The organism is Streptomyces sp. NPDC093089, from assembly GCF_044754405.1.
GTDB lineage: Bacteria > Actinomycetota > Actinomycetes > Streptomycetales > Streptomycetaceae > Streptomyces.
In genome coordinates this window covers 191763-206735 of the sequence record NZ_JBIVPA010000002.1, presented here as the reverse complement: position 1 = coordinate 206735, position 14973 = coordinate 191763, and the positions used below count along the sequence as shown (strand labels likewise).

The following is a 14973-nucleotide window of genomic DNA, read 5'->3' as shown; positions in this document are numbered from 1 at the left end:
CCTACGCCCCCCGGCACCCGGGGCGAGCCCCCCGACCGGGCCGGGCGCGGCCCTGCAAGGCAGCCCTACGCCCCCCGGCACCCGGCGCACGCCCCCGCCCGACCGGGCACGGCCCGACAAGGCCGGCCCTACGCCCCCGGCACCCCCAGCACCTCGCGGGCGTGCCGGTTCGGCACCATGCCCAGGTCCCAGGCCTGCCACGGCGCCGACGCGGGGACGCCCCGGCCGAGCACGACGGCGTACGCCTCGGCGCAGTCGTCGAGCCGCGGATCACGGGCCGGATGCCGGTCCGCGACCAGCGCGGCCAGCTCCTCGCGCGCCGACGCCGTCCCCGGCTCCGGGGCGCCCGGAGCCGCGTGGGGCAGCAGCGTGCAGCGCAGGAAGCGGGCCCAGTCGGCGCCCCGCAGGTCGCCGTACGTGCCGAACAGGGCGCGCGCCTCGTCGCACAGGCCCAGCGCCTGCGGCACGCGCGCGTTGCCCGCGTCGATGATCGCGAGCTCCAGGCACGTCCAGGCCTCCCCGTGGGCCACCCCGATCCGGTGGAAGTCCGCCCGCGCGTCCACCAGGAGCTGCCGGGCGAACCCCGAGTTGCGCAGCCCGCCCGTGCGGGCCGCGAGCTGGTCCCGGGTGACCCGGCCCGAGTGGTGCCGGGCACTGGCCAGGCCGTACACGTCCCGCATCCGGGAGAACATCGTCCGGGCCCGGCCCAGCTCCCGCACCGCCTCGTCGCGGTCGCCGCGCTCCTCCAGGGCGTGCCCCAGGTGGTAGAGCGTCCACGCCTCGCCCCGCGCGTCCTCCTGCTCGCGGTGCCGGGCGAGCGCCCCGCGCAGCTCCTCGACCGCCGGCTCCGCGTCCCCGGCCGCCAGCCGCGTCCGGGCGAGCTGGGTCAGCGCCCACGCCTCGCCGCGCCCGTCGTGGATGCGCCCGTAGCCGTCGAGGGCACCCCGCAGCTCGCCCTCGGCACCCGCCACGTCGCCCCGCAGCAGCAGCACCTGGCCCCGCTGGAAATGCGCCCAGGCCTCGCCGTGCGGGGACTCGTGCTCCCGGTGCAGGGCCAGCGACCGGTCGAGCAGGACCGCCGCCTCCGCCAGGTTCCCCCGGTCCCGTTCCACGGCGCCGAGCGCGTGCAGCGTCCACCCCCGGTCGGCGGCGAGCGCCGCCGGCTCCTGGAGGACCAGCGCCTCCCGCAGCCGCGCCGCAGCCTCCGCGAGCCGCCCCTGGTGGTGCAGGGTGATGCCGAGCGAGCAGAGCGCGAGCGCCGCCCCCGGGTCCTGCCGGGCCTCCTGGTAGAGCGAGACGACGGACGTGAGCGTCGTCCGCGCCTTGTCGAGCTCGCCGAGCTGCCGGGCCGCGATGCCGGTCCGCCACTGCACGGAGCGGGACAGCTGGCCCTGACCGACGGACTCGGCCAGCTCGTTGATCTCGCCGAGCCGGTAGAGGTCGCCGCGCAGCAGGCAGTAGTCGCACAGCGCGCCCAGCAGCCCGAGGACGGTCTGCTGGTCGACGCCCTCCGCGTGCCGCAGCGCCGCCGTGATGAAACTGGTCTCCTCGTCGAGCCAGCTCAACGCCGCCTCCAGGGACCCGAAACCGTGCCCGTCGAAGCGGTCGGCGCGCGTCGACATCTTGCCGTCGACCATCCGGATCACCGCGTCCGCCAGCTCCGCGTAGTTGCGGACCAGCCGCTCCTGAGCGGCCGCGACCTCCGCCGCGTCCTCCTCGTCCAGGAGCCGGACCGCCGCGAAGGCGCGCACCGCGTCGTGCAGCCGGTACCGCTCGCCCCGCACGTGGTCGAGCAGCCCCGCGTCGGCCAGCTCCCGCAGCAGCCGCGCCCCCTCCGGCCCGTCCGAGCCGAGCAGCGCCCCCGCCGCGGCCGCCCCCAGGGACGCCCGCCCGGCCAGCGCGAGCCGCCGCAGCAGCCGCCGGGCGTCGTCGCCGAGACCTGCGTGGTAGCGGGCGGACAGGGCGCGCCCGACGGGACCGGCCTCCCACCCCGGCCGCGCGAGCAGCTCCGCGAGCTCGTCCATCGCGCGCCGCCCGAGCTGGGAGCCCGTCACCCGCAGCGCCAGCGGAAGCCCGCCGCACAGCTCCCGGATCCGCTCGGCGGCGGCTGCGTCGTACGGGCCCGGGTCGGGCGCCCCCGCCGCCGCCCGCAGCAGCTCCTCCGCCCCGGACGCGTCCAGCGCCGCCACCGGCAGCGCGTGCACCTCGGCCGGCACGTCGGGGCCCAGGTCCAACGGCTCCCGGCAGGTCACCAGGACCAGGCTGTCGGAGCGCTCCGGCAGCAGCGCCCGCACCTGGGCCGCGTCCACGGCGTCGTCCAGGATCACCGCCACCGGCACCCCGGTCAGCTGCCGCTGGTACAACTCGGCGAGCCGGGCCACCTGTTGGTCCGCCGTCGAGCCCTCCCGGAACAGCAGCCGGTCGCGCGGCGCGCCCAGCCGGTTCAGCAGGTGCAGCAGCGCCTCACGGGTCGACACCGGCCGCTCGCCGGTCGCGGCGCCCCGCAGGTCCACCACGCACGCCCCCCGGAACTGGTCCCGCAGCGCGTGCGCCGCCCGCACCGCGAGCGCCGTCCGCCCTGCCCCCGGCTCACCGTGCAGCAGCACCACCGTGGGCCGGGTCACCGCCGAGGCCCGCCCCGCCTGCACCCACCGCGTGATCCGGGCCAGCTCCTCCCGCCGCCCGGCGAACACCCCGCCCGGGTCCGGCAGATGGCCGAACGAACGCTCCAGCACGGCCCGCCGCCGGGCCGCCGCACTCCGGTCGGCCCCCCGCAACCGGTCGCCCCGCACCTGCCGCGGCACCGGCACCGCGACGTCCGGCGCGACGGCCGCCCGCTGCCGCTCCAGGAACGGCCGCACGCCCCGCTTCTCCAGGGCCGTCAACCACTCCGCCCGCAACTCGTCCACAGCCGCGGGCACTTCACCGCCGACGGCCGGCCGGGGCCCGCCCGTCGCCTTCAGCACGGTCGCCGCCGCGCCGGCCACGGCCACCACCGCGCCCGCGCCGAACGCCGTCCCCGCCGCCGTGCCGAGCGCCAGGTCCGCGCCGACGGCCGCGGCCGCCGCGACCCCGGCGACCAGCGCCGGAGCGCCCACCGCCGGCCCGGTGAAACGATCCGCCCACCGCCGCGGCCCGACACCCGGCGTCCCCGTCGGCACCTCCGAGGCCTCCACGGCCGCCAGGAAGGCCGCGTACTCCGCCGCCGCCTCCGCCCCCATCGACTCCAGCGCCGCCCGGCCCCGCACGAGCAGCACCTCGGCGGACGGCAGGGTGCCCCGCCCGCCGGAGCCCCGTACCTCCTCCGCGACGAGCCGCTCCAACAGCCTCTCGGCCACGGCCCGATGACTCTCCCGCATGTGCGTCCCCCTCCGCGCGCGCCGGCGAACCCGGCCCCGAGTCGTCCGGGCCCAGTGTCCTGCGCAGCGCGCGTCGGCGCGAGAGAGCGGAGAAAGGAGGAGACGGCTGCGGCAGGATGGGCACACGCCGAACCGACTGGCCCATGAGGCCTTCCCGTAGTCGGCTTGCCTGTCGGTGCGCTGCCCTAGCCTTGACCGAACAGATCAAGAGGGGGCGAGATGCCCAGGGTTCCCGAGAGCCGGCGTGTCGAACGCATGGCCGTGACGAGGTGCGTTCGTTGCTGGAACGGAACGGCCACATCGTGCAGGAGATCGACGGAGCGAACGATCACGGAGAGGACCTGCACGTCACCTTCGTCCAGGACGGACGGCGAACAGCGGACTCTCTGGCTGTGCAGGTCAAAGGTGGGGTCTCGGCACGCACCCCGCGCGGGTACCGTGTCCGGGTCGGAGACCACGGGGACAATGGGCGCAACGCCGGCCTCCCGGTGCTCTGTGTCGTCCATGACCCTGAGCGGGGCGGCCTCCCTGTTCCTCACACGGCCCCGAGATCGACCGTGAGGGAGAAGGGCACGGTGGCCTTCACCGTGCCGGTGAACATCTCGCCGTCCCTGTAAGCCTCGGTGGCGGGGTCGAGGACGTAGGTGTAGACGATCGGGGCGCCGGTGACTGCCTGCTCGACCCGCCAGTGGAAGGGGATGCCTGCCTTGGCGTACTGGTCCACCTTCACGATCCGGTCGGTGGTCTCCGAACCGGGCGACACGACCTCGACGACCAGGAGTACGTGCTCGGGGCGGGTGGGCGTGAGATCGATGGTCTCCGCCCGGTGGACGGTGACGTCCGGACGGCGGTTGGTGAGCGGCACGTCCTGCAGGCGGACGTCGAAGTCCGTGTCGGCGTTCCAGTCCGGCCCCGCGGCGGCGTCCAGGGCATTGGCCAGGAGCCGAGCCGGCCGGTTGTGCCGCTAGGAGGCGCTCGGGCTCGCGACGACCGTCCCGTCCACGATCTCGACGCCGGCGCACTGCTCCTCGGACCAGGAGTCGTACTGCTCCGCGCTGATCTGCGTGTGCATCCACGCGGGCGCCACCATCTCGGCGGTCCTCGTGTCCCTCCTTCGAGGAGCCTCGGCAGGTCCGGTTCTGCTGCGCCCAGCCTACTGTCCCGAGTTGTCGAACCACCCGACTCGGAGAGGGGCGGAGTCGGGCGCAACGTGACGGCTCACCAGCGCAGTTCAGCCGAGCGAGGCGGGCCCGTGAGGGTTTCGCCGGTCGCGCCGGGCGCTGTGAGAGGTTGGGCCGTATGAACCGGTTGGCTGGTACGACCTCGCCTTATCTGCTTCAGCACGCTGACAATCCGGTCGACTGGTGGCCGTGGGGACCCGAGGCGTTCGAGGAGGCGAAACGGCGCGATGTACCCGTTCTGCTGTCGGTCGGATACTCCGCGTGCCACTGGTGCTAGTGAACTTGCACAACCAGGTAGTCCTGACCTGGGCTGTTGCCAGGGGTAGCCGCGTGAGCACGTATCGCGAGGAGCTGGACACGAGTATCGACGCCTGAGCAAGGGGTCGAATTGGCCGCGTCGCCCGAGTGGGGCCCGAGAGGTAGGCCGCCTCAGCGCTTTGAGGGCGGTGCACCCGCACCCGCTGTCGTGGCTGAGGAGTAGGGGCGGGGCCGTAGGCGGCGATCCACACGACAGAGCCGTGCGCGGTGGACCGGCCGGCCACTGCGCGCGAGAGCGTGCGCAGTGGCAGGGCGAGCGCTACGGCTTCGAGGACGTGCTGCTGATCGCCGAGCTGGTGGCGGTTTCCCCGGCGCGCGAGGAGCGCCACGACTGCACCGCGAAGTACGGCCGCCACGGCATCTCGGGAGGCCCTGCGGCTGCGGGCGGCGGACGTGTTGGTGGCGGGGCGGGACCGTGAGGACGTGGCGGCGCTCGGGGTTTCTCTGAAGGCGGTCGCCGGGTGGTGGGCGAAGTGGCGGGCCGGCGGCCGGGAGACGCTGGTCATGCAGTCGTGGGGCAAGCCGGTCGAGGTGCGCCAAGTGTTCGGGGAGGCCGAGCAGGCCGCGGTGCGATAGGCGGTCCTCGCGCCGGCCCTGTGGCGTGGGGCTGGGCGGGTAGCTGTGGACGCGTCGGCTGGAGGGTGAGCTGATCGCGAAGCTGTATCGGGTACGGCTGGCCGAGTCGGGAGTGGGTAAGTACCTCAATCGGTGGGGCTGGCCTTTCAGCGCCCGGACGAGCGTGCCGTCGAGCAGGACTCCGCGGCGCGAGCAGGGCCTGCCGCGAGGCGGAAGGCATCGCCACTTCGTCCCGGTCTCCCACCGGCTGGCTGTCAGTTGTCCGGCCAGAAACCGCAAGGTGCGGCTGGACAGATCAAGGGGCGACGGGTGGACCGGCACGCGAAGCTCCTGGCGGGCACAGGCGGTTTCGGCAGAGAGCCCGTCCGTCAGGAGCCTTGTCGGTAGGCAGGGCCGTCGAACTCGCCGTCGGCACCGCCAGCTTGGAAGAGGAACGGAAGCTTCTCTTCACCTCGCGGCCGTCTTGCCCCGGATGGCCACCGTAGGCGAGGGCGGGCTCGCTCAGTGAAGCCGGTTCCTGGAGATCGCGGCCAGGGCTTCCTGGATGGTCGTGAAGTCCTCGGTGCCCACCTGCGTCAGGTCGACTAGGGACTCCGATCCGCGGAACGCTTTCACGAACATCAAGCCACGGCCAGGGATGAGCACTCCAGCCCTGTAGTTGCCGGGGGAGTAGTCGCTGGGGATGACCTCACCCACCAACTCGCGGGTCATGGTGTCAGCGGCGAAGTAGCAGCCCATGCCGTCACCGCGGTCCACCGCGATCAGCTGTCCCATTCCGGCCTCCCTCGAGTCGTAACTCCATCTGAGAGCGCGTCGCATCAACGCGCTTTGTGAGTAAGGTGCTTGATGAACCGTGCTGCCGCCCCCGACATCGGTCGATAGCAGTGCCTTCGGCGTAAACTCCCGAAGGATCGCGGCCCCCGGTGCTCCAGTCCCGGATGCCCCCTCGCCGAGGTGCCGGCCACGCCTTGAGGTGCCTGCCGCGACCGGCGGGCGGGTGGCCTTCCTCGACGTCGGCCCCGCGGCCGCTTGGAGGGGGTGTCGGCTTACCCCCGGCTGCACATGGCCAGAAGGAAGAACGCGACGATCAAGATCCCGAACCACGCGCCACACCCCATTCCTCCCTCCCCCGCCGTTCGACGCGACAGCGTGTCCTGCTTGATCCGCTGACCGCCGGCAGGCTCGACACCAGGGTGCCTCGTGCGGTAGTGCTCGATCACGAGCCCCTCCGCTTCGGACTGCCTCCGCCAGCCCGTCCTGTATCCGCACTCACCGCATACGTTCTCGAACAGTGCCATGCTTCCCCTGACTCGACGAGTACTGTCTGGATCCACGCAGGAATTAGAACGAGCTTCTAGTGCTGGGCATGCGTGCGCCGAAGCAAGAACCGGTAGCCGCACCCGAAGGCACCGCGGCGGCGTGTCGAGATCGTTGGTGCCGACGGCGAGGTCCGCTGCCTCGGCGAGCAGATCACGACCCTCAGGGGCTGGCGTCTCCTGGGGGACTCGCCACAGCGCCAACCGAATCACTGATGTCGTGAAGGCGTCCCCGCCCCTCGGCGCCCATCACTGTGAGGTTGGGAAAGGCTCACTGGCCACGCTCAGAACGCTCGGTTGTCGTGGTGGCCGCTTCGTGTGTCGGGCGGTTCAGCCTGGCAGGAGACGGGCCGTCGTGTCGCGGAGCCAGGTGCGTTCGGTGGATGCGAAGCGGTGCAGGCTGCGGGAGGCGAAGGCGACGCGCTGGGCGCTGCGCCGCCGTTCGTGGTCGTATGCGCGCAGGGCGGCCTGGAGGCCGGTACGGCCGTGCCGGGCGACGGCGCGGGCCAGGGCCTCCGCGTCCAGGATGGCTGTTCCGGCACCCTGGCCCAGGTTGGGTGTCATGGCGTGAGCCGCGTCTCCGGTCAGGGCGACCTTCCCGCCGCGTCCGCCGCGTCCGTCCTGCACGAAGGTCGGCAGGGCGGGGAACAGGTGCCGCATCTCGTAACACAGCCAGGAGGCGCGGTCGGTCTCGGTGAGGATGCGGGGGATGGGGGCGTGCCAGTCCTTGAAGAGGTCGGGGAGTTCGGCGGCGGTGGTGCCCTGGGGCACGGCGGCGTACCAGTTGGTGCGACCGGGCTCGACCGGGGTCAGGCCGAAGAAGCGGCCCTTGCCCCAGGTCTCGCCGTGGATGTCGCTCTCGAAGTCCGCGATCCCGATCCAGGCGACCGCACCCACCTTCCGCGGGCCGCTGTCCGCTGCGAAGCAGGCTGCCCGTACGGCGCTGCGCAGGCCGTCGGCGCCGACGAGCAGGTCGTGCTCGGCCGAGAGTGCGGACACGTCGGTGACGTTCTCCCCGAACGCGATGGTGACGCCTCCCAAGGCGTTCAGTTCGGCCGCCAGCGCGTCGATCAGGTGGGGCCTGTAGATCAATAGTTCGGGGCGGCCCGTCTTGCGTTCGACGCGCTCCAGCGGCAGCCGGGCCAAGACTCGCCCGCGGGGCGTGCGCACCTCCGCGCGGCGGTACGGCACAGCGCGGAGGCGTACCGCCGAGCCGACACCGAGACGGTCCAGGGCGTGCTGCGCGGCCGGGTGGAGAGCGAACGCGGCTCCGTACCGCTCCAGTTCGGCGCGACGCTCCAAGACCGACACCTGCCAGCCTGCCCGGCGCAGCCCGATCGCCGTCGCCAGCCCGCCGACTCCGGCCCCCACCACAACAGCCGTTCCCGTCATCACGCGCCCCCTGTCCCCGCGTCCACCGATCCGGACTACCTCACCTGTGGTACCTCATCTGTGGTACCACAGATGAGGTACCCTGGGCAACGGTCGAGGAATGAGGAGAACCGACACTGAGCGAGAACCGCCGGGATCTGCTGGGCGACGCCGCGATCCAGGTACTGGCCGCAGTCGGCGGGCGAGGCCTGACGCATCGGGCAGTCGACGCCGCGGCCGAAGTGCCCCTGGGTACCACGAAGAACTACTTTCCGACCAGGGATGCCCTGCTGTGTGGCGCGGCCGAGCGGTGCGCGGAGCAGTACCACCGGACCGCCGCCGAGCTGGTGGCCGTCGGCGTCGGGCCCGTGGACCGCGAGGGCCTGGCGGCCATGCTTGGCGGACTGCTCAGGAACGTCGCAGGCCCCGGCCGCCCCCGCATGCTCGCCTACCTGGAACTGCAGGCCGAGGCGACCCGCAGGAGCCGGCTCGCCGCCATCCTCGATCCGATCGCGGCCGCCGACTTCGCCGGCTTCGAGCAGGCCCAGCGTGCGGCCGGACTGCCCGTCACCCCTCAGCGGGCCGCCGCCGTCACCCTCGCCCTGCACGCCGCCATCCCCCACCTCCTCACCGGAGGCGGTCGCACGCTGACTCATGCCGGGCTGGACGACCTCGACCGCTTCGTCCGCGACCTCCTGGACACGGTGTACCCGGCGTGACCGACCGGCGCGCACGCCCCTGTACCCCTACGGCGAGTGGGGCGTGAGATCGATGGTCTCCGCCCGGTGGACGGTGACGTCCGGTCGGCGGTTGGTGAGCGGCACGTCCTGCAGGCGGACGTCGAAGTCCGTGTCGGCGTTCCAGTCCGGCCCCGCGGCGGCGTCCAGGGCATTGGCCAGGAGCCGAGCCGGCCGGTTGTGCCGCTAGGAGGCGCTCGGGCTCGCGACGACCGTCCCGTCCACGATCTCGACGCCGGCGCACTGCTCCTCGGACCAGGAGTCGTACTGCTCCGCGCTGATCTGCGTGTGCATCCACGCGGGCGCCACCATCTCGGCGGTCGTGAAGTACCTCCTTCGAGGATGCGGTGCTGCTCGACTCGGCGTACTGCCCGCTTCCAGCCGGGAACCGGCTTCGGGTCGGGGCAGAACCCTCGGCGTCCGCGGGGCGGCCTGGGTGCAAAAGGGGCGATCCGCATTCATCACGTGATGGCGCATGAGTGTAAATCGGCCAAGTGGTGCGGGGGTTTGCGGGCCGAACCGGCAGGGCCGTGTCGGCGTGAGAGGCTGGGCCGTATGAACCGGTTGGCTGGTACGACCTCGCCTTATCTGCTTCAGCACGCTGACAATCCGGTCGACTGGTGGCCGTGGGGACCCGAGGCGTTCGAGGAGGCGAAACGGCGCGATGTACCCGTTCTGCTGTCGGTCGGATACTCCGCGTGCCACTGGTGTCACGTCATGGCGCACGAGTCCTTCGAGGACGACGCCACCGCCGCCCTGGTCAACGAGAACTTCGTCGCCGTCAAGGTCGACCGCGAGGAACGGCCCGACGTCGACGCCGTCTACATGGAGGCCGTCCAGGCAGCCACCGGCCAGGGCGGCTGGCCGATGACCGTCTTCCTCACCCCCGACGCCGCCCCCTTCTACTTCGGTACGTACTTCCCGCCCGAGCCCCGCCACGGCATGCCCTCCTTCCCCGAGGTCCTCGAAGGCGTCCGCGACGCCTGGACCGGCCGCCGCGAGGAGGTCGGCGAGGTCGCCGACCGGATCGTCAAGGACCTCGCGGGCCGCTCCCTCGCCTACGGCGGCGACGGCGTCCCCGGCGAGGAGGAGTTCGCCCAGGCCCTCCTCGGCCTCACCCGCGAGTACGACGCCACCCGCGGCGGCTTCGGCGGCGCCCCCAAGTTCCCGCCGTCGATGGTCCTGGAGTTCCTGCTCCGCCACCACGCCCGTACGGGATCCGCGGGCGCCCTCCAGATGGCCGCCGACACCTGCGAGGCGATGGCCCGCGGCGGCATCTACGACCAGCTCGGCGGCGGCTTCGCCCGCTACGCCGTCGACCGCGCCTGGGTCGTCCCCCACTTCGAGAAGATGCTGTACGACAACGCCCTGCTCTGCCGCGCCTACGCCCACCTGTGGAAGGCCACCGGCAGCGACCTGGCGCGCCGGGTCGCCCTGGAGACCGCCGACTTCCTCGTCCGCGAACTCCGCACCCCCGAGGGCGGCTTCGCCTCGGCACTCGACGCCGACTCCGACGACGGCACCGGCAAGCACGTCGAGGGCGCCTACTACGTGTGGACCCCCGGGCAGCTCGCCGAGGTCCTCGGCGCGGACGACGCCGCCCTTGCCGCCACCCACTACGGCGTCACCGAGGACGGCACCTTCGAACACGGCAGCTCCGTCCTCCAGCTCCCCCAGGAGGCGGGCCCGGCCGACGCCGACCGGATCGCGTCGATCGCGGCCCGGCTCCTCGCCGCCCGCGAGGAGCGACCCCGCCCCGGCCGCGACGACAAGGTCGTCGCCGCCTGGAACGGCCTTGCCGTCGCCGCCCTCGCCGAGACCGGCGCCCTCTTCGACCGCCCCGACCTCGTCGAGCGCGCCACCGAGGCCGCCGACCTGCTCGTCCGGGTCCACATGGACGAGCAGGCCCGGCTCACCCGCACCTCGAAGGACGGCCGGGCCGGCACCAACGCCGGGGTCCTGGAGGACTACGCCGACGTCGCCGAGGGGTTCCTCGCCCTCGCCGCCGTCACCGGCGAAGGCGCCTGGCTGGAGTTCGCCGGCTTCCTCCTGGACCTCGTCCTCGACCTCTTCGTCGCCGAGGGCGGCGCGCTGTACGACACGGCCCACGACGCCGAGGCCCTCATCCGGCGCCCCCAGGACCCCACCGACAACGCCACCCCGTCCGGCTGGACCGCCGCCGCCGGAGCACTGCTCTCCTATGCGGCGCAGACCGGCTCCGAGGCCCACCGCGCCGCCGCCGAAGGAGCGCTCGGCGTCGTCAAGGCCCTCGGCCCGCGCGCGCCCCGCTTCATCGGCTGGGGACTCGCCGTGGCCGAGGCCCTCCTCGACGGGCCCCGCGAGATCGCGGTGGTCGGCGCCCCCGGCGACGAGGCCTTCCAGGAGCTGCGCCGTACCGCGCTCCTGGCCACCGCCCCTGGCGCGGTCCTCGCCACCGGCAGCCCCGACAGCGAGGAGTTCCCGCTCCTGAAGGACCGCCCGCTGGTGGCCGGACGGCCCGCCGCGTACGTCTGCCGCCACTTCACCTGCGAGGCCCCGGTCACCGACCCGGCCGCACTGCGCCGCGCGCTCTGACGCCGGCGCGGAACGGGGACGGCCCCGCCACCCCTCCGAGGAGGGGCGGCGGGGCCGTACCGTCGCCGAGCGGCGTCGCTCAGCTGTTGCCGGCGCCGTTGCCGGACAGCACGGGGATGTCGCTGAGGATGTGCGACAGCGGCTCGTCGCCCTTGGCCTGGGTGGAGTTCTCGGTGCACTGCTGGTTCTGCGGGGAGGACAGGACGTTGACGTCCTGGACCGCGATCGGGATCAGGCCGATCAGCGAACCGGCGTTGACCTTGGCCGGCAGGCCCACGCACGGCTTGTTCAGGGAGCCCTGGACGAGCGCGAACTGCGGGCTCATGTCGCCGTGGGTGCTGGAGTTGCCGAACTCCTGGTGGGCGCCGTTGCCCGACAGCGAGGTGGTGCCGCCGTCGTCGGCGATCGCCAGCGCCTGCCCGGCACCCGCCGCCGTCGCGCCGAGAACGGACGCGGCCACAGCAGCCGTCGCCAAGAGCTTCTTCATTGTTCAGGCCTTTCGGATCCTGGCCCGCTGAGTGGCGAGCCGTGCTGATCAACTGGTCACCGGCCCGGAGGTTCCGGGAAGTCCACCGGACGGACTACGGGCAGATGAGCGAGGAACCCGGCGCGGGCCGGTACGCGGCCACCGGGATCTCGCTCGGCGCCACGGCCCCGGCGGCGGGCAGCGGCCGGTCCTCGCGCAGCCGCCCGAAGACCTCCGCGGCCCCTTCCTCGTCCCACGCGAGCGTCGACCCGACCCCGGCGATGTCAGGGTTGAACCCGCGCACGGGCACGGTCGAGAACTCCGTCCGGTCCGGGGGCAGGTCCTTCAGCCGGGCGGCGAGCGTCAGCAGCTCCGCCGTCGAGACGCCCCGGTCGACGGCGGTGGTGCCGCGCAGGGTCCCGGCGAACGCCTCCAGCGCCGCCGGGTCGTCCAGCACGCCCGCGCGGAGCCGCTCCAGGGTGTTCACCACGAACTGCTGCTGCTTCCGGATCCGCCCGAAGTCCATCTGCCCGTCGGCCCGCCGCGACCGCACGTACTGGAGCGCCTCGCCGCCGGCGACCCGCTTGGTGCCGGGCTGCAGGTCGATGCCGGTGACCGGGTCCTGGAGCGGCTCGACCGTACAGACGGGGACTCCGCCGTCGACGCGGTCGACGGTGTCCATGAAGCGCCGGAAGTCGACCTCCAGGTAGCGGTGGACGGGGAGCCCGGTCATCGACTCGACGGTCTCCACGGTGAAGGCCGGGCCGCCCTCCGCCCAGGCGTTGTTGATCTTCGCGGGATGGGCGGCGTGCAGCTTTCCGGTCCGCCGGTCCCGGTGCTGGTCGGGGAAGGCGGCGAGCGAGTCGCGCGGCAGGCTCACGACGCTGACCCGGTCGTTCGCCGCCGACACGTGCACCAACATGATCACGTCGGTGCAGGCGCACTCCTGCCCGCCCAGGCGGAAGCGTTCCTTCTCCTCCTCGGTGACGCCCTCGCGGCTGTCGACGCCGACGACCAGGAGGTTCAGCCCCTGCTCGGGGGAGGGCAGGTCGGACGACGGGACGACGGCGAGGGCGCCGGGCGCGAGAGCGGCGAGAGCCGTGAGGGCCGCCGAGGAGAGCAGCGCGCGGCGCAGCCCCCGGGAACGCGGGAATTTCATGCCCGCACGCTATTTCGACCCCGCTCGCACACAGGTACGCGACGCGACATGAACAGGTCGAATCACTCTCCTGCGGCGCCTGTGGAATGATGCGGGAATCGCAGCGGAAGGAGCGAAGATGGCGCCGGATCCCGGAAAATGGGAACGGATGGCCTTCATTCCGAAGAGCCGATATGTGAGTGAACCGACCCCTCCCGACCCCACGCCATTCCCGGTGTATTCCGCCCTGGTGGCCCAGTGGACGCAGGCGGGGCGCACGGTCCCCGGCATGCCGGACCGCGAGTGGGAGCGCCTGGTGGCCGCGCCGGTGTGGCCGACCTGGTGACAGCGCGAAAGGGGCCGCCCCGGAGGGCGACCCCTGACGTGTGAACGTCTACGCGCGAGGCGCGGAACGTCAGTTGTTGCCGACGCCGTTGCCCGACAGGACCGGGATGTCGTCCAGGATGTGCGAGAGCGCCTCGTCACCCTTGGCCTGGGTGGAGTTCTCGGTGCACTGCTGGTTCTGCGGGGAGGACAGGACGTTGATGTCCTGGACAGCGATCGGGATGGCACCGATCAGCGAACCGGCGTTGACCTTGGCAGGCAGGCCCACGCACGGCTTGTTCAGGGAGCCCTGGACGAGCGCGAACTGCGGGCTCATGTTGCCGTAGGTGGCGGAGTTGCCGTACTCCTGGTGCGCGCCGTTGCCGCTGAGCGACGTGGTGCCGCCGTCGTTGGCGATGGCGAGCGCAGGGGAGGCCACGGCGGCGGTGGCGCCGACGATGGAGACGGCTGCGGCCGCGGTGGCCATAACCTTCTTGATCACGGGAGTTCCCTTCTAGAACCGGCTCCGTGCAGGGAGCGGCCTGATCAACTGCCTCTGGACGCAAGGGTTCCGCAGTGTCACCCCCTTGGCGGAGCGCACTCGGCAGCGCGAAACGGGGGTCCAGTCGAACGGGTGAAGTGCCGGAACCAAAGCCACCGCACGCAGTTGATCCCGTCGCATCAATCAGGTCGATTGGTGGGAACAGGAACGGAATCACCGTGATCAAGAAGATTATGGCGGCTGCGGCTGTTACGGCCTCTGTTGTCGGCGCTTCTGCTGCGGCGGCCTCCCCGGCGCTCGCCATCGCCGACGACGGCGGCACGACCTCGCTCAGCGGCAACGGCGCGCACCAGTCCTTCGGCAACTCGAAGACCACCGGTGACATGAGCCCGCAGTTCTCGGCCGTCCAGGGTTCGCTGAACAAGCTCTGCCTCGGCGCCCCGGTCAAGGGCAACGTCGGCTCGCTCGTCGGCATCCTCGTCCCGGTCGCGGTCCAGGACGTCAACGTCCTGTCCTCCCCGCAGAACCAGCAGTGCGCCGAGAACTCCACCCAGGCCAAGGGTGACGAGCCGCTGTCGCACATCGTCGAGGACATCCCGGTGCTCTCCGGCAACGGCGCCTACAACGGCTGATCCGCATCGCGCGAAACAGGGTCGGAGGGAACGGTGACGTTCCCCCTCCGGCCCTGTTCTGTGCGGGCAATGGGGTGAAAGAGGAAACTCCCCCGACGTTTCGGTTTCCTTTTCGAGTCGTGTTCGTTGTCTTGTGTGCTGCGGAAATGCATTCCGCCGAGGAAAGGATCCAGACGAAATGAACTGTAAGAAGGCTGCGGCCGTCATCGCCGGAATCGTCATGGCCATGGGTGCGGCGTCGCCGGCCTTCGCGGACGCGGACGCGCACGGTGCGGCGATCGGTTCGCCGGGCGTCCTGTCCGGCAACGTCGTCCAGGTCCCGATCCACGTGCCGATCAACGTCTGCGGCAACAGCGTGAACGTCATCGGCGCGCTGAACCCGGCCGCCGGCAACGTCTGCATCAACGCCTGACCCCACGGCACCGCGCAGTCACGGGGGCCGGTCCCGGAGAGCGTCCGCTCTCCGGGACCGGCCCCCG

Annotated in this window: 14 protein-coding genes and 3 pseudogenes; 9 read left to right on the top strand and 8 right to left on the bottom strand. The window is 72.5% G+C overall.

Translation table 11 applies throughout. From position 1 onward, the window contains the following. Window positions 1-128 precede the first annotated feature (128 nt). Window positions 129-3359, bottom strand: coding sequence for a tetratricopeptide repeat protein (locus ACIQFX_RS04500; protein ID WP_402458869.1), 3231 nt, complete (start codon window positions 3357-3359; stop codon window positions 129-131). Window positions 3360-3475: 116 nt separating this feature from the next. Here ACIQFX_RS04500 and ACIQFX_RS04495 point away from each other — a divergent pair, with 116 nt between their 5' ends. Then, a complete protein-coding gene (locus ACIQFX_RS04495; protein ID WP_402458867.1) occupies window positions 3476-3976 on the top strand; it encodes a DUF4365 domain-containing protein in 501 nt (166 codons plus the stop codon). Here ACIQFX_RS04495 and ACIQFX_RS04490 read toward each other — a convergent pair. Then, a pseudogene (locus tag ACIQFX_RS04490) lies at window positions 3895-4449 on the bottom strand (Uma2 family endonuclease). The gene ACIQFX_RS04495 and the pseudogene ACIQFX_RS04490 sit on opposite strands and share 82 nt — an antisense overlap. Before the next feature lie 209 nt (window positions 4450-4658). On the opposite strand from ACIQFX_RS04490, the pseudogene ACIQFX_RS04485 reads away from it, so the two are divergent. The 3 genes and pseudogenes from ACIQFX_RS04485 to ACIQFX_RS04475 form a co-directional block, all read left to right on the top strand. After that, window positions 4659-4814, top strand: a pseudogene (locus ACIQFX_RS04485) (DUF255 domain-containing protein); the annotation flags it as partial. 244 nt (window positions 4815-5058) lie between these two features. Then, window positions 5059-5277 (top strand): hypothetical protein, encoded by a 219-nt coding sequence (locus tag ACIQFX_RS04480; protein WP_402458866.1) that lies wholly within the window; start codon window positions 5059-5061, stop codon window positions 5275-5277. Between the two features lie 4 nt (window positions 5278-5281). Beyond that, on the top strand, window positions 5282-5434 hold the full coding sequence (locus tag ACIQFX_RS04475; protein ID WP_402458865.1) for a hypothetical protein: 153 nt from the start codon (window positions 5282-5284) through the stop codon (window positions 5432-5434). A gap of 501 nt (window positions 5435-5935) precedes the next feature. Here the strand turns inward: ACIQFX_RS04475 and ACIQFX_RS04470 are convergent. Next, on the bottom strand, window positions 5936-6208 hold the full coding sequence (locus tag ACIQFX_RS04470) for a hypothetical protein (RefSeq protein WP_402458863.1): 273 nt from the start codon (window positions 6206-6208) through the stop codon (window positions 5936-5938). Window positions 6209-7080: 872 nt separating this feature from the next. Further along, on the bottom strand, window positions 7081-8142 hold the full coding sequence (locus ACIQFX_RS04465) for an FAD-dependent oxidoreductase (RefSeq protein WP_402458861.1): 1062 nt from the start codon (window positions 8140-8142) through the stop codon (window positions 7081-7083). Between the two features lie 116 nt (window positions 8143-8258). Here ACIQFX_RS04465 and ACIQFX_RS04460 point away from each other — a divergent pair, with 116 nt between their 5' ends. Next, window positions 8259-8840: a TetR/AcrR family transcriptional regulator gene (locus ACIQFX_RS04460; protein ID WP_402459567.1), complete on the top strand. Its 582-nt coding sequence runs from the start codon at window positions 8259-8261 to the stop codon at window positions 8838-8840. Window positions 8841-8870: 30 nt separating this feature from the next. Here ACIQFX_RS04460 and ACIQFX_RS04455 read toward each other — a convergent pair. Next, window positions 8871-9170 (bottom strand): annotated as a pseudogene (locus tag ACIQFX_RS04455) (Uma2 family endonuclease); the annotation flags it as partial. Window positions 9171-9413: 243 nt separating this feature from the next. On the opposite strand from ACIQFX_RS04455, the gene ACIQFX_RS04450 reads away from it, so the two are divergent. Further along, a complete protein-coding gene (locus ACIQFX_RS04450; RefSeq protein ID WP_402458860.1) occupies window positions 9414-11432 on the top strand; it encodes a thioredoxin domain-containing protein in 2019 nt (672 codons plus the stop codon). Window positions 11433-11511: 79 nt separating this feature from the next. On the opposite strand, the gene ACIQFX_RS04445 is transcribed toward ACIQFX_RS04450, so the two are convergent. Both ACIQFX_RS04445 and ACIQFX_RS04440 read right to left on the bottom strand, forming a co-directional pair. Then, window positions 11512-11919 (bottom strand): rodlin, encoded by a 408-nt coding sequence (locus tag ACIQFX_RS04445; RefSeq protein ID WP_376482981.1) that lies wholly within the window; start codon window positions 11917-11919, stop codon window positions 11512-11514. A 94-nt stretch (window positions 11920-12013) separates the two neighbouring features. Beyond that, window positions 12014-13057, bottom strand: a complete 1044-nt coding sequence (locus tag ACIQFX_RS04440; RefSeq protein ID WP_402458859.1) for an LCP family protein — start codon at window positions 13055-13057, stop codon at window positions 12014-12016. 118 nt (window positions 13058-13175) lie between these two features. Between ACIQFX_RS04440 and ACIQFX_RS04435 the strand changes: the two genes are divergently transcribed. Continuing rightward, window positions 13176-13382 carry a hypothetical protein gene (locus ACIQFX_RS04435; protein WP_402458857.1) on the top strand — a complete coding sequence of 69 codons (207 nt, stop codon included), beginning with the start codon at window positions 13176-13178 and terminating at the stop codon, window positions 13380-13382. A 69-nt stretch (window positions 13383-13451) separates the two neighbouring features. Here the strand turns inward: ACIQFX_RS04435 and ACIQFX_RS04430 are convergent, their stop codons facing one another. Beyond that, window positions 13452-13862 carry a rodlin gene (locus ACIQFX_RS04430; protein ID WP_376482978.1) on the bottom strand — a complete coding sequence of 137 codons (411 nt, stop codon included), beginning with the start codon at window positions 13860-13862 and terminating at the stop codon, window positions 13452-13454. A 218-nt stretch (window positions 13863-14080) separates the two neighbouring features. On the opposite strand from ACIQFX_RS04430, the gene ACIQFX_RS04425 reads away from it, so the two are divergent. Together ACIQFX_RS04425 and ACIQFX_RS04420 are read left to right on the top strand one after the other, a co-directional pair. Continuing rightward, window positions 14081-14494 carry a rodlin gene (locus tag ACIQFX_RS04425; RefSeq protein WP_402458856.1) on the top strand — a complete coding sequence of 138 codons (414 nt, stop codon included), beginning with the start codon at window positions 14081-14083 and terminating at the stop codon, window positions 14492-14494. A 178-nt stretch (window positions 14495-14672) separates the two neighbouring features. After that, window positions 14673-14906, top strand: coding sequence for a chaplin (locus tag ACIQFX_RS04420; protein ID WP_402458854.1), 234 nt, complete (start codon window positions 14673-14675; stop codon window positions 14904-14906). Window positions 14907-14973 lie beyond the last annotated feature (67 nt).